Raw genomic sequence first — 15163 nt, forward strand, 5'->3', positions numbered from 1 at the left:
TTAACATTTATTAACATTGCATGTTTTTAGATAAGTTTAATTTTTACGAAACAGCTAAATTACTTGACTAACAAAAACACTTACTGATCATCAAAATAACTATTGTTAATAAGCTCCACTGACTTACACTTCAAATTCAACGCAACTTAACCATTAATAAAAAAGTCTCAGATTATACACAAGGCTGGAAATAACAAAAATAATTCATACATAATATACAAATAGCTTTGTACTAGAGAGAGGTTTTATTAACATTCTGAGAAAGTGAGCTCCTTCTTTGTAGATTTGTAATTATCCACTCACAATTACATGAAACATGCCCTGATTTGCATCTCTATTTTGATTGGTTTGGATATATCATGCACAAAAAAATAAAGTAATGTCTTTCAAAAGCAATTACTTTATTTAAAGTACAGACCTATACTTTGCCCCTCAATTTGACAGTTTAGGCATTCAATTTAAAATAACAAAACTCCATATTTAGGTTTTTTCTTCTAAATAGTAAATAAAAACAGCAAAAAAGACCAATAAGTCCTTTATAAAATCTATTTTTATCTCGTCTAAATTAAATTAGACTATTAAATAATAGAATTAACAAGATGACTAAGAACTTTTCTGAATACTTACAGGAATTTGAGCAAACCCTAAAATCGGTGTTCTACGAACGTGATGATATTAATAAGTTTAGCTTGAATCGAGGATTTCCTCCTTTAGTGATTCGTGAAATCATGTCCAAATCACCTTTATCGGTTGCAATACCTCAAAACTTCGGAGGCAGAGGAGCTAAAGTAAAAGAGTGTTTAGGAATTCTTTCTTCGGCTGCATACGAGTCGTTACCATTGGCATTAACATTAGGAATCAATATTGCGCTTTTTCTGGAACCTGTTGCAAAATATGCCAACAATACGGTTAAAGGTGGTATTTTCAAACGCTTTCTGGAAAAGCAGCAAATGGGTGGCTTAATGATTACTGAACCTGATTTTGGTAGTGATGCATTAAACATGCAAACTCATTACACGAAAAAAGATGATTTGTACCACATTAAAGGCACCAAGCATTGGCAAGGATTAACCGGTTTAGCTGATTTCTGGCTGATTACATCCCGACAAAAACAGAATCAAGGCAAATTGAAACGAGACATCGACTTTTTTATTTGTGATGTTACACAAGAAAATCAAAAAGTTGTTGTGGAAGAATATTTCGATAATCTGGGTTTATATATGATTCCCTATGGAACCAATAAACTAGACGTTAAAATTCCAAAGGAATTCAAACTAACGCCTGAAAGTACTGGTGTTAAAATGATGTTGGATATTTTGCATCGAAGCAGAATGCAATTCCCTGGTATGGGATTAGGCTTCATTAAACGACTGATGGATGAAGCGATCAATCAGTGTAAAACCAGAGTTGTTGGTGGCAAAAGTCTGTTTTCTTTTGATCAGGTTCAACATCAAATATCAAAAATGCAAAGTGCCTATACCATTTGCTCTGCACTTTGTGTTAGAAGTAGTGAAAAAAGTGGATTGGAGAATAATTTGGCCAGCGATGGTGTTGAAGCAAACAGTATTAAAACCATTGTAACTGACCTGATGCAGGAATCAGCACAAACATTGGTGCAACTATCGGGTGCAAAAGCATACAGACTAAGCCATATTGGAGGACGTGGTATTGTTGACAGCAGACCTTTTCAAATCTTTGAAGGAGCAAACGAAATGCTTTACACTCAAATATCGGATATGATATTGAAATTGATGAAGAAGAAAAAAGAAAGCAATCTTTTCCAATTCCTAAAAGATTTCAGCCTTACTGATAAAGCTTCGGAATATTTTAAAAAGGAAATTAATTTTTCAATTGATTTTAATTTACCACAACGCAAACAAGTGGATTTGGGAAAGGCCTTGAGTAGAATTGTATCGGCCGGATTTGTAATTAATCTCGAAGAAAAGGGGTTCAGAAAAGATTTGATCACGAACTGCATCAATTCCTTACAGCAAGATATAAGTAACTTGATTAATTCTTTTCAGCTTAATAAAAGTGTATTAAGCATCGAAAATTATGAGGATGGAAGTTCGTGGCTTGAAATAACATAAAGTTGCTAAAACTGTCCCGAAAAGGGTCTTCCAGAATTCATGCATTTGTGTTATGCTTTTGCCATGTTCTTTTATATAGTTTGTCTACTAAGATGCCAGTGCTAACACCCCAATGTTAGTTGAGCATATTTTGTTCTTAGCAAAAAGGCTTTTTCTAATTGTAGCAAAGGCTAACTTCCAAATCTTATATTGGTGACAGAAGCCAAGCATATAAGATCAAATTTAGGAGTCTTAGCCCTATGTTCTTGCTAGAAATTGGATATTTGAATAATTTTTAGGGGCGCTACTCCTTACATCTAAACAAATTCCCAAAATCATATTTCTACAAAAACACTCCAAGCCAAAGCCAGAGAGGTATTAGTCTGTTTAGTTGTGTATAATTCGAAAGCGAAGCCCCTCAGAGAGTAATACCAGCATTAGCATAAACCTACCGTCACTAAAAAATCAAAAAGCTGGTAGCAGTAATATCAGTTTTGAATCAAAACGACTGAAAATTTGTTCTACCGCTTATACTTGACAATTTGGATGATAACATTGCCCAAAAAAGTAGAAGTTGCAAGCTTAATAAGCTTCGAGTAAAAATACTGTCACTGTTTGCACTGACTTTGAGTAGAATTCTTTACATATTATTAAACCAAGTCATTAACTGCTCACATGTCTGTTTATCTAGAAATTATAACGAATGCCTGTTTGAATTCCAATTGAGTATGGTTTGTAGTTAAACTGACTGCTCTTGTTTATTGAATTCAGATAATACTTGAAACTTGGTTCCAGACCAATATGAATTTTTGAACTCAGCTTGTATTCGAATCCCAATCCGAATAAGGAACTAAAGTTGGTTGTTCTTAGGTTATCAATTTTACCAATTTTTTGCTTCGATCTGGAAGAACGATACACTCCATTATCTATGATCCAGTTGGCTCCCAATCCTCCATTTAAATATACGCCCAATCGTTTTTGATACAAGTTGTATCGTAATAAAATCGGCACTTCAATTGTTTCAAAAGATTGCATTAACTCCTCTGAGGAACCCTTAGTAGATGCCACTAAATATTCGCTTTTACCAGCATTTTGCTGATTAATTCGAGTATAATTAATATTTCCGGCTGATGAATTTGCCGGTAGTACTTTAAAAGCCGAATTAAACTCATCATTTGGCGTCCCGTCCAATGCATTAGTAGGTGAAAAGGCAAGCTGTTGGTTACCCCTCCCAAAATCCTGCCCCATTCGATTATACATGAATCCTGTTTGGATAGCAAGTTTATTGCCAAGAGCATAGCTAACTTTAATTCCTCCTCCAATACTCACAATTCCACTATTCACGTTCGAAGCTGATTCCTCGTTAGAATAAGCTGAGGAAAGCTGGCCAATTATTGCCCAACGATTTTGCCTCAACTCCTCTTTATTGGCCAATTCAATTGCCATTAGATTATACATCACAATCTCATCTTCACTACTTAAATGTACAGCTGATGATTTATTAGCTCCTAAATATTGCAGACCTTCTTTAATTTCGTTAACACTATTACCTAAGCCACCAAAACGCGATGGAATAGAATATATTAAAGGTATTTTTTGAAATTGATTTTCATTTATTTCAAAAGCAGAATGTGCACTAGTCTGCTGCTCTTTGCTTGGTAGTTTATTTGAAGCAATTAAATCTTGATCATCTTTTTCCAATTTATCCCCACTATTTTGGGCTATTCCATTATTTTCTATGCTAGTTCTATTCTTAACATCCCTATTTACATCGGATGAATGATCACTTATTTGTTGCCAAGGCAAATTACCAGGCTCAGGAATAAACAAATCTCGATTTGCGATAGCAATAAACAATAAAACCGATGCAGCCAAAGCTGCAGAAACAAAAATGATTACTCCTCTCCTTTTTCTTTTGGCAGCAGCCAGATTTTCGCTAATCGCATTCCAAACTTCAGGTTTAGGCTCAATGCTCACACCTTTCAATCCATCAGCAAACAGACTATCTATATGTTTGTTCTCATCTAGCATATTTTGAGTTTGTTCTCTTTTTTACTTAAAAAAACGCTAACCTTCTGTTTTAATATCGCTCTTCCTCGAGCCAGGTTAGATTTAGAAGTACCAACACTGATATTCATCACTTCAGCAATCTCGTTATGTGTGTATCCATCCAAAACATATAAGCTAAACACCATTTGATATCTAGCGGGTAATCCTTGAATCATATTTAACAAGACATCCAAGGGAATATCTGCATTTTGGATTGCATCTTCCGTTTCTGGATCAGCTTGCCAAAACTCATCAACCACCTGTATTTTTTTTGATTTGCGATATTTCTCCAAAGCTGTATTAACCATTATCCTACGAATCCAACCTTCGAAAGATCCTTTAAATTTGTACGATTTAATACTTTGGAAAACCTTTATAAAACCATCTTGCAAAGTATCTTCGGCTTCGCTTAAATCATTGGAATACCTCATACATACACCCATCATTTTGGGTGCAAACTTTCTGTAAAGTAATTCTTGCGCTTTAGATTTACCTTTCGAGCAGTCTTTAATTATCTTTTCTAATTCTTGGTTTTCCAAAGTGGCTATCGTCTTAAGCTATCCTGATTCACTAAATAGTTGTATAAAGTGTGATACGGTTGCGTTAAAATTACAACTTTTTCATCCTACTGCTAAATATGGTGATTTCGATGCAAAGACCTATTGATTCATAAGTTCTTACAAATTATTCCAAAAAAAGTAGATCAGAATGAGCAACCTTTTAAAGCACTTAGCATCATGAATGTGTAAAAGTTAAGAGACAAACCCGGGAAATTGTCTCAACAACATACCAGTTAAGAAATATCAGCAATGCTGATGAAAAAGATCAAAAAATGAAAAACTTAAAATTTATAAAGGCGTTTTTAATTTTAGTATTAGGCTTTGTGTCATGCGATAATAATGATTACGACAATACTCCGGATTTACAAGCAATTGCAGACGTTTTTGTTCGATGTACAAAAGTTGATAATGATACAGTGTATGCACCTGTCTTTTATACCTATTCAAACTTTTTAATGGCAAGTGTTCATGCCGAAGGTCCAAATGATAGTGATATTGACACAGATTTAAGTCAGTACAACATCAAAAAGGTGTTCAGATCTGTTCCTTCGGAAAATGACTTTACAAGCGACGACATTGAAAATGGAATTTACCAGTTCGAAATTACAGCCGATGATCTTCAAGTTTACACCATTACTGATAAATTAAGAGAGGAAAGGCTTGATCCGGTAGAAATCACAGAATTTAAGTATAACAAAAACCTTCATTCGTTTGATATCGATTGGGAGAATGTGGAAGATAGAGATGTTTATGTAGTAAAAATTCACGACCAAATCGATGGAGAAGTCATTTATGTATCAGATCAATTGATTTCATCCAATCACAAAATCATTACCGGATCGAATAAATCAAATAATTGGTCAGATTTTACCACTGTTGAAGGAGAAACCTATGTAGTTGGAGTTTATGCATACAAGTTTGAAGTCTCGAATGCAGCTTCCGGATATGATATCAACTGTGAATCGGTTGAGTATCGTGAAATTGAATGGTAGGATACCTTTTCTCTTCCAGAAAAATGGCCATTGCAGGCCATTCTGCCAAGCACTTAAATTTTACCAATTCTATCAGCAAGATTAATTTTCAACTAAAAAGAACTCGCTAACCTTTTAGGAAAGCGAGTTTTTATTTGTTGCAGGTAAATGTTGCCAGTTATCCTTTTACTGGATAGATACCTCTACCCTATATTTTGGTTTCTTCTGCTGATCAGACATATTTCTTAGGTCGGCAGTTTTAACTATAAAATTGCCCTGTGAAATATTCAAACTATCAGTCAAATATTGCGTAATCGCAACATTTCTCTCGATAAGCAAGGAGTCGAGCAATACATTTGCTTTTGCAGCACCAATTCTTTCCAAACACAAATCCATTATTAAAACCGTATGATCAATACTGTCCTTCATTAAATAGGATTTAAATGCAAGATTCTCATTTGCCCAATCTTGCCATTTTTCTGCTCTCAAATCCGGAAAACCTTTAGAGTTAGACTTACAATAATCTTTAACACATTTTTGTAAAGCCAGATAATCTCTTTCCATGTTTAAGTTGGTTTCCTGTGTAAAAGTAAAAACCAATCCAGGTTTTTTTTCTAGAATTGCAGAAATATCCCTTAAAGTTGATTTTTCTTTTTCTCCAATCGTGACAAGAGAATATTGCAAAGGAATGATCTCTATATTCTTCGGATTGGTTCCGCTTATACTCCCCAGTATGCCAAATGGTTTTGTTGCGGTTTTCACAAGAAAATTCAATAAAGTTTTCCCAATTATTTTGCCAATTTTAAAATCTGGTTCCTTAGGATTACCCGATACTGGCAAATCAATCTCGATGTTATCATTTTGATCTTTCAATAAATACAAAGCCAATCTAAGTGGTACCTTAATTGTATTAGGATCATTGGTTTTCTTTCCAAAATCAATTTCAGAAATTTTAATATTGTTTTGATTCTCCAATTGATTTGCTGTCATCTCAATACTGCAATCATAGTTTAGGGTTCCTTGCGTAATTGGCCTGGCCATATAAAACTCCGTATATGGAGAAAAGCTCATCAATTCCAATCCCTTTAATTTAGCTTTTAAACTAAAATCATAAACTTCTTGCAGACTGAATTTCATATCACCTTTCAGTTCTCCCTGGTTATTTAAACGCATAAAGTAGGACAATGCCACCCCCTTGGTGTTCGCGGCAATTGTACCAATATTCATAGCAATATCTTTTATATCGTACACAAAATCCCGATTTAATGTTTTATCCGAGAATTGAACAAAACCACTATTCACAACAATGCTGTCTACCGAATAAAACAGATTGGACTTTTCGGCTATGGTATCATTTTCTACCTCTACTGAATCTAAAGACATCACTGGTTCCAAAACTCTATCAAAGTTTGTATCATCCTTAAACAAAGTGGCATATATTTCAGGCTTTTGCACCTCAAGTTTAGCTATTTCGAAATGAGAAGTCCCCAAATTTAAAGAATCGAATTTCACATTTGTTGCTTGGGTTGCAAGAAACTTATTCCCATCAAAATCATGAATGATAAGATTCTGAACACTTGCATTTCCTTGAATATAAACATCCATAAAGTCTTTCAGGCTTCCATTTATGGAAAGACATGTATTCAATCGGCCTTCCAAGCTCGAAATTTTCATATAATCCTTTACATAAGTCATAAAAGGCGCAATATTTACTTCTTTTACATTCAGGTTTACCTTATATCTATCACTGGCGTGATCGACATTTGCAATGATACCAACATGGCCATCGCCACCTACTGAGAAATCAACGCCCATTTTTGAGTTCTGATTGTTCCACGCAAGCAACGGCAAATCCAGATTAATATTTTTCAAGTCCAGAAGATTGTCCTTCTCTTTATCGAAGTAAGCAACATATCCATTTTTGATTTTAATATTATAAATTGAAAATTTTGTAGTAGCATTCTTATCTTGAATTTCGGAATTATCAACAGTTTGAACATCGCTGGCAAGCATATCGTCGAAGTTGAATCCGATACGATCCTGAATCAGCGAAACATCAAGGCCGTCAAGATAAATCTGCGAAAGCGAGTATTCCCCTTTAATGAGTTTCCATGGTGAGACATTAAAATACAGCTCCTTACATGAAACAAATTTATCTACTCCGTTATCTTCATACAAATCTAAATTATTGATTTGAGCAGAAAGCTTTATATAATTAAAATGCAATTCTGCAATTTCAAGTTTTCTTCCTATTAATTCTTCCGAATGATTTACTACATAGTTCTTTACTATAGAAGACAGAAAAAAGAACAGAATAAACATCACCATTGATATTGATATCATAAGGATATGTTTCCTGAATAAACTCTTCATTTATTTATTTTTTCTATCGGTGAGTATCCATTAATTAGCATAATTAGATTTTATTACATTGAGAAATAAAATCTAAATCATAAATTTCACAATTCCCGTTGATTATCAGACAAAAAAAGGAGGCTCACGCCCAATGTCATTAAGTTAAGGTCACTTCACAATGCATTGCGTTGGTTTTTAGTGACCTTTGGTTTAACTCTATTTCTGTATTTATCCTTATGCCTTTCAAAACTTCGATTGGGTCTTATTGGAATCAGATGCTTTCTGAAAATATCTTTAAGTTCTGAAAAAACGGTGTCTATATCTTTGTTTGAAAGAAACAATTCTACAATTCGATCTTTCAAGAATCCATAGGATAAATTACTGTTTACTTTGTATTTATACTTTGTTGTTTGATTTTCCTGTAATTCATCATTCAATTCTGTTACCATCAGAGTTTGAATATTTGAGATGAATAGAGCTGCATAAAAATCTTGCAGAATGCACTGATTTGAATAACCTGAAAACAATTCTACTTTTATCTTATTCTTTAATTCATCATAGAAATTTTCTACTCCCCATCGTTTAAAATACAAATCCTTGAAAATTCCCGTAGGATAGTTTTTACTGCATAATAAAGTTGTCATTAACAGTTCTGTTGTTCCATCAGCGAGATCTACTCTAATTAAGCGTACTTTTATCGAATCATTTTTGGAGTAAGTTTTATTCTTTAACGATACATTTTTGCCCGGCTTCATATCAATGATGCTTGAATATTTACCACTTGCAATAAACTTTTGTGTTGCAGCATTAAAGCTAACTTTTGCTCGGATTAAACAATCAATTTCTAATTGTAAGTGTTCATAAATCAAATCGAAAGAAGGATATCCTCTATCATAAATAACCAAATCATTGCTTTGAGTAGTTTGTAAATGGTCTATTGCTAATGATTTTTCGCCTGTCGACAAAGCTCCTAACTTTCCATCAATCACGTAATTGTTTAGTACGTCATATAAAACAGACAATCGGGCTTGAGCCACAGTTGTTTTGGTTTGATTTTTTGTAGCGCCATAAATGGATCTTAACTCTTTTGTATCAGGCAAAGATATTCTGGTTCCATCAACAGCTAATAACCGAAAGCCTTTCCAGAGTTTTACAGACTCATCATTATCGGTATAAAATTCATGAGTTAACACCTGAGAAAGTTCCTTAAAAACACGAGGATCAATTTTCTTTCGGCTCTGCACAAAGGCACTTTTCGAAAATGATCTTATATTGATATTCTTAACGAAACTATAAATCTCTATGGCAAGACTTTTTCTTAAAAAATTCATCATGAAGACTAATGTGGTTGAGAATGTTAAGACTCTATCTCGGGTAAAATCCTTTTCATTCATTCGAAACTGAAACTTTAATTGTTCCGAAAATAAATGTTCTCGTATTTTTTCTACAATAAATTTAGTAGTTTTTTTTCATCATAATAACTCTCTGAATACTATATAAATATAGCAAAAAAATGCCTAAAAACCTTGCTATTTATGCTGTTATTCAGCATTTTACATCCTTAACTTAATGACATTGGGCTCACGCCTCCTTATATTATATGCCTAGGTTTCTAATGATTGTACACATGAACATCTCTTTGTGGGAAAGGAATTCCGACAGCATTCTTATCAAATTCCTTCTTAACTGTTTCTTGCATGTAGAAAAACACATCCCAATAATCAGCTGCATTTACCCAAGCTCTTACCACAAAATTAACCGAACTATCGGCCAATTCTGATACAGCTATAAAATGAGCAGGATCTTTTAATACTTTTTGATGATTTGACAACAAGCCTTCTAAAATTCCTTTTGCCTTATCTATATCATCAGTATAACCAATACCAAATGTCATATCAACTCTGCGAGTGGGTTGAGTGGAATAATTAATCATCGACCCAGTTGACAAGCCTCCATTGGGAATAATAATGGTTTTATTATCCAGCGAAAGCATTATGGTATTAAAAAGCTGAATTTCTTTAACTACCCCCAAATACCCCTGAGCTTCCAGTAAGTCGCCCACTTTAAACGGCTTAAAAATTAAAATCATCACACCACCTGCGAAATTTTGCAATGTTCCTGACAAAGCCATACCAACTGCCAAACCTGCTGCACCCAATATCGCAATAAAAGAAGTCATCTCAACACCAATCATACCAACAACAGCAATCAACAACATGATTTTCAATAGAATTGATAGCATCCCAATTATGAATGGCTTTAAAGTCTCATCCAATTGATTTTTTTCCATCAATTTCTTTACCCCTTTGGTAATCCCTTTGATGATCCACAAACCGATGATTAGAGTAATAATAGCCAACAATAATTTTGGTGCATATTCCAAAGCCATTAGCCACAACTGATCTGATTTCTCAGCAATCTTATCCATATCCATATTAAATAGGTTTTATAAAGTTTAATAATCTTTTTGCTTGTCAAACAAAAGAATTTAAGCATAATAAAATCCCTTTCGGGATTTAACACCTAAATCGACAATAAACTAAATTTAAATAAAAATTGGCACTAATTAAAACCAACAGATCAATAATAATTCTTGATTTATTTACTAATAAAGCATTTGTTTTTTACTTTACCTTAAACAACATATACTACACAATCACCTAATTATCATCTCCCTTCAATTGTCAGGTATCAGCCACAAGATCAAAACAATCATTATCGTGAGTGTTTAATAATTATTTTAATCATGCTCGTTTCATCACATAAAAAAAAGAGACTTACGCCTCTTTTCTTCTTCTATCAGAAAATCTTTTTCCATCGCCTTTTCCTCTGCGCTCTTTCGAGAAATCTTTTCTGTATCCTCTGTCGCTTCGATCTCTGCGATCTCCTCTACCTCTTTCTCCTCCTCGTGAGCGTCCTTTTCTATTGCTACTCTCTGAAGGCCTGTCACCCGATACTTCGATTCTTATTTTTCTGCCACCAATAAGGGCACCGGCAAAACCTTTAATAATCTCATCGGTAAAAGCTTTATCAACATCAAAAAATGAGAAAACACCTTTCAGATCCACTCTTCCCACATTCTTTCCACGTACACCACATTGTTTGTGAATCAGGTTCAACAAGCGTGGTACATCAATGCCGTCTTTCTTTCCGATATTGATAAACATCCGATCCTCACCCTTATTGCCATCTCGCTTGTTTCTGCGCTGAGTGGTTGATTTCAGGTTCAGATCGTCTGCATTCTTATAGTATTCCCAGAATCGATTAAACTCCAAAGAAACAAAGCGTTTAATCAAATCTTCACGACTCAGGCTCTCCAACTCTTCGTTGATTCCATCAACAAATGGTTCAATCTCTTCTTCTTCCACTTCAACTTCGTTAACACGACGCATGAAGTTCATTAATTGTCTTTCGCAAACTTCTTTTCCTACCGGGATTTTCACCTGTTCGAAATCAGTTTTTAACCTTCTCGAAAGATCTTTTACCTTACGCTCCTCTCTTGGAGTAACCAAAGCAATTGAGATCCCTTTCTTGCCTGCACGAGCTGTACGACCACTTCGGTGGGTATAGAATTCCAACTCGTCGGGCAAATTGTAATGAATTACGTGAGAAAGATCGTCAACATCGATACCGCGAGCAGCAACATCGGTAGCAACCAATAATTGCAATGAGCGGTTTTTGAAATTACGCATTACCCTGTCGCGCTGAACTTGGGTTAAATCACCATGTAAAGCATCGGCATTGTAACCGTCTTTCATTAACAATTCGGCTACTTCCTGTGTTTCCTTGCGGGTTCTGCAGAAAATAATTCCATAAATATCAGGGTAAAAATCAACAACACGTTTCAATACATTGTAACGGTCGCGATTGTTCAACATGTAATATTGATGAGAAATATTCTTGTTGGTTGTATTTGCTTTTCCTACGGTTACCTCGGTAGGATCGGTCATATAGTTCTTAGAGATTCGTCGAACTTCAGCTGGCATAGTTGCAGAAAACAACCATGTCACTTTGTCTTCGGATGTAGAAGACAAGATTGCATCTATATCTTCCTTAAATCCCATGTTCAACATTTCATCTGCCTCATCAAGAATTAAATATTCAATAGCAGATAAGTTCACAGCCTTCCTTCTAATAAGATCAAGAAGACGCCCTGGGGTAGCTACAATTACATGTGCTCCTCTTTTCAATTTTCGAATCTGTTCTTCGATACTTGCACCCCCGTACACATTCACAACGTTCAGATTTAAGATATTCTTCGAGAATGTCTTAAGATCGTCTGCAATTTGGATTCCCAATTCTCTTGTTGGAGATAGAATCAAAGCTTGCGGTGTTTTTACCTGAGGCTCAATAAGCTCAAGCAAAGGTAAACCGAAAGCCGCCGTTTTTCCTGTTCCTGTCTGAGCCAAACCTACAAAATCAGATCTTCCGTCTAGAAGAACCGGGATGGCTTGTTCTTGGATAGGAGTTGGGGTTTCGAAGCCTAATTCGGAAATAGCTTCTAGTATGGCCTCTGAAAGACCAAGATTTTCAAATGAATTCATTCTATAAATTTTATGAGCGGCAAAGTTAGCAATTAAAATAGGAAGTAATGCCTAATTGCATGTAGAATAAATCATTTTAATTGAAATGAGTTAATTTCCTGATTCTAAATTAGTAAGTAGAACAAAATTAATCGATGAAATACACCTGTTTTATTTATTGAAATTGCGGTACACAATAAGCTGAGTTCCGAAGTTTTCCAAATCCAATATCAATATTCAGCACATCCTATTCAGATAAAATTTGATGATTACATTTACCGGTAAATCAGATAAAAAAAATGATTTAACAGTTAAAGTAGGCACTAGAACGGTTTAATCTGCGTGTTTGCATTTTGAATGAGAAGTAAACTAGCTGGTAATAAACCAATGCCAATACACAATGATCCAAGCAGGCTAATAATTTCGATTCCTGGGTTTATTAATAGTATAGAGCCTATAAGTATCAGAACAGCTTGCCACTTGGGCAAATAGTTTCCTCTGATTAAGCCTATGCATTGAACAGCAAAGCCTATTGGCAAAAGAGGTAAAGCCAATGTAATTTTTAACATACCTGCTTTTTCATACAAAGCTTTAAAAGCGGGAAACATCTGTTGAAATTCTGACTCCGGCAAACTATCTATTCCTGCAACAGATAAACAAAATGCACCTTTACTACCTACCATACTGATACAACCCAACAAAGCCATCATTCCGCCCAGCATCCCCCATTGGTAAGCTTTTGAATGAATTGTATTTATAAAACTAAAAATCATAATAATTAAAAATGGTGCACTTACATACTCCAATAAATTCCCAATTTGTTGCGAAATATTATTGTGAATTTCAGATATCCATTCCTGCGCATTCTTCGACAATTCAAAGCTAAACAGGTCAGAATGCAATGAGCTTCCAATTATAAAAAGCGTTGAAAACGCAATAAAGCTGCAACCTGTTATTATCCTCTTGATTCGATCCAATTTATTCATTTTTTTACTTTTTCGTTTTGTGAAATCATTTATTAACAAATACACTAGTGACACATGACCTTTCTTCTACATCTGTAATCATCCTTAAAATCTCTTTTTGATGAACAAAAATTTCAGGAATTGTTTTATTGACATAACTCATAACTCAAAAATTTTTAATGATTCTTGAGCAAAAGTATAAGACTAAAGAAAGGCGATCGTCTCATCCACAAAACCGGGATGTCTCAAATGTGTGGGAAGCTGACTAATAGCGACTTAAGACTTGTTCTTTTTTAAACTCGGATGGAGAAATACCAGTGTCTTTTTTAAAAATACGGTTAAAAGTTGATTTCGAATTAAATCCACAATCAAGTGCAATACCTAATAATGAAAAGTTCTCGGCATCACCATTTTTTATCCGTTTTTTAAAAGCTTCAACACGGAATGAGTTAATGTAGTCGTAGAAGCTTTTATGAACATGTGTGTTTAGAGTCTGAGTAATATGATGCTGTGGTATATTGAGTTCAGATGAAAGTTCTGCCAAACTAAGATTAGCTTTAAGATAAAGCTCTTTACTCATCATAGCATTTTGCAGGCTGGCATGAATTGCCTTCATTTTTTCTGTATTCAATCCTGATTTTAAATAAGTCTTAAGCTGATCCTGTTCAGGTAAATCATTGCTTTTTATTTTATTCTCGCCAATTTTATTTGTTTTGAGGTCCTCGCTATCATCAAGCATTTGAGAAAATATAACTTGTTGTTTGAATCCATGATAAGCCAGATATGAAACAAATAATGGTATGCACAAAAAGAATACATTCAATGGCAAATAAATATTGAAAAAACGGTTTAAAATCACCGCTACAATTACCACAAACCAAATTACTACCAAAACTTTAACGAGCCTGCTTATCCATGCAAGGTTGATTTTTTCTATATACGAAAACTGTTCGATAATCACATCGTTGTGTTTTTTTAATTGCAACAAGGATAAAACACAGTATGCCATACCAGATATTACTCCTGAGATCGCTAGTATCTTCTGAAACCAAACACTCTGATATAAAAAAACACTAAGAAAGGCCAAAGCAACAAAGGGAATAAAATGAATAATATCAATCACTTCCTGTTTTTGTGTTTTTCGAGATTTTACACAAATGTACAGGAACAAAAACGGACCGTATAAAAGGGGAATATTTGTTGGAAGTACTTTAAATAAGATTTGACCTTCAAGATTTAAGTTTAGAAGTATTAGAAAACTATGAACAGCAAAAAACGATAGCCATATTGTCATTATTAAGTCGGCAGAGTTTCTTTTGTTTTTAGATGAAAACAAACCAGCCAAAACAAGTGATTGGATGATAGCAAAAATTAAAAATCCATTTATAACACTCAAATTCATTTCATCCAATTTACACTTTTACACTTAGCCTTTTTTGATACATACCCTCTTCTACAAAATCTAACTTACTTTTAATCATATTGCACAAATTAAAAGCAAGCCAAAAAAGAATACATTCTTGCAACTGTAAAGTTTTTATTATATCCATAATCAGGCTCTTGCAAAACCTTCTTATTATTCTTTTACCACATAATATAACCGTAATATCATGACACGAGTATTGTTTGGTGGTGATGCTGGCATTAATTGCCTAATAGGCTATATTGATC

Annotated in this window: 10 protein-coding genes; 2 read left to right on the forward strand and 8 right to left on the reverse strand. The window is 34.2% G+C overall.

Going from position 1 to position 15163, the window contains the following annotated elements; genetic code table 11:
• The first annotated feature begins 599 nt into the window (after positions 1-599).
• Positions 600-2090 (forward strand): acyl-CoA dehydrogenase family protein, encoded by a 1491-nt coding sequence (locus ACO05S_RS02195; RefSeq protein WP_421919911.1) that lies wholly within the window; start codon positions 600-602, stop codon positions 2088-2090.
• 666 nt (positions 2091-2756) lie between these two features.
• On the opposite strand, the gene ACO05S_RS02200 is transcribed toward ACO05S_RS02195, so the two are convergent.
• On the reverse strand, positions 2757-4100 hold the full coding sequence (locus ACO05S_RS02200; protein ID WP_421919912.1) for a hypothetical protein: 1344 nt from the start codon (positions 4098-4100) through the stop codon (positions 2757-2759).
• On the reverse strand, positions 4094-4657 hold the full coding sequence (locus ACO05S_RS02205) for an RNA polymerase sigma factor (RefSeq protein WP_421919913.1): 564 nt from the start codon (positions 4655-4657) through the stop codon (positions 4094-4096). The genes ACO05S_RS02200 and ACO05S_RS02205 overlap by 7 nt, the downstream gene beginning before the upstream one ends.
• A gap of 293 nt (positions 4658-4950) precedes the next feature.
• Here ACO05S_RS02205 and ACO05S_RS02210 point away from each other — a divergent pair, with 293 nt between their 5' ends.
• Complete coding sequence (locus ACO05S_RS02210) at positions 4951-5670, forward strand: hypothetical protein (protein WP_421919914.1); 720 nt, start codon at positions 4951-4953, stop codon at positions 5668-5670.
• 165 nt (positions 5671-5835) lie between these two features.
• Here the strand turns inward: ACO05S_RS02210 and ACO05S_RS02215 are convergent, their stop codons facing one another.
• The 6 genes from ACO05S_RS02215 to ACO05S_RS02240 form a co-directional block, all read right to left on the reverse strand.
• Positions 5836-7992: a DUF748 domain-containing protein gene (locus ACO05S_RS02215; RefSeq protein ID WP_421919915.1), complete on the reverse strand. Its 2157-nt coding sequence runs from the start codon at positions 7990-7992 to the stop codon at positions 5836-5838.
• A 185-nt stretch (positions 7993-8177) separates the two neighbouring features.
• Entirely contained in the window at positions 8178-9455 is a 1278-nt protein-coding gene (locus ACO05S_RS02220; protein ID WP_421921270.1) for an IS4 family transposase, read from the reverse strand.
• A gap of 161 nt (positions 9456-9616) precedes the next feature.
• Positions 9617-10438, reverse strand: coding sequence for a mechanosensitive ion channel family protein (locus ACO05S_RS02225; protein WP_421919916.1), 822 nt, complete (start codon positions 10436-10438; stop codon positions 9617-9619).
• A 343-nt stretch (positions 10439-10781) separates the two neighbouring features.
• The gene (locus tag ACO05S_RS02230) at positions 10782-12548 is read right to left on the reverse strand and encodes a DEAD/DEAH box helicase (protein ID WP_421919917.1); all 1767 of its coding nucleotides are present in this window, start codon (positions 12546-12548) and stop codon (positions 10782-10784) included.
• Positions 12549-12850: 302 nt separating this feature from the next.
• A complete protein-coding gene (locus ACO05S_RS02235; protein WP_421919918.1) occupies positions 12851-13513 on the reverse strand; it encodes a hypothetical protein in 663 nt (220 codons plus the stop codon).
• 244 nt (positions 13514-13757) lie between these two features.
• Positions 13758-14894, reverse strand: a complete 1137-nt coding sequence (locus ACO05S_RS02240; protein ID WP_421919919.1) for a helix-turn-helix domain-containing protein — start codon at positions 14892-14894, stop codon at positions 13758-13760.
• Positions 14895-15163 lie beyond the last annotated feature (269 nt).

Source organism: Marinifilum sp., assembly GCF_965230805.1.
GTDB lineage: Bacteria > Bacteroidota > Bacteroidia > Bacteroidales > Marinifilaceae > Marinifilum.

Bases quoted from the DNA above. Each gene is read 5' to 3' on its own strand.
- ACO05S_RS02195 (WP_421919911.1), top strand. From the start codon at position 600: ATGACTAAGAACTTTTCTGAATACTTACAGGAATTTGAGCAAACCCTA.
- ACO05S_RS02200 (WP_421919912.1), bottom strand. From the start codon at position 4,100: ATGCTAGATGAGAACAAACATATAGATAGTCTGTTTGCTGATGGATTG.
- ACO05S_RS02210 (WP_421919914.1), top strand. From the start codon at position 4,951: ATGAAAAACTTAAAATTTATAAAGGCGTTTTTAATTTTAGTATTAGGC.
- ACO05S_RS02215 (WP_421919915.1), bottom strand. From the start codon at position 7,992: ATGATATCAATATCAATGGTGATGTTTATTCTGTTCTTTTTTCTGTCT.
- ACO05S_RS02225 (WP_421919916.1), bottom strand. From the start codon at position 10,438: ATGGATATGGATAAGATTGCTGAGAAATCAGATCAGTTGTGGCTAATG.
- ACO05S_RS02230 (WP_421919917.1), bottom strand. From the start codon at position 12,548: ATGAATTCATTTGAAAATCTTGGTCTTTCAGAGGCCATACTAGAAGCT.
- ACO05S_RS02235 (WP_421919918.1), bottom strand. From the start codon at position 13,513: ATGAATAAATTGGATCGAATCAAGAGGATAATAACAGGTTGCAGCTTT.
- ACO05S_RS02240 (WP_421919919.1), bottom strand. From the start codon at position 14,894: ATGAATTTGAGTGTTATAAATGGATTTTTAATTTTTGCTATCATCCAA.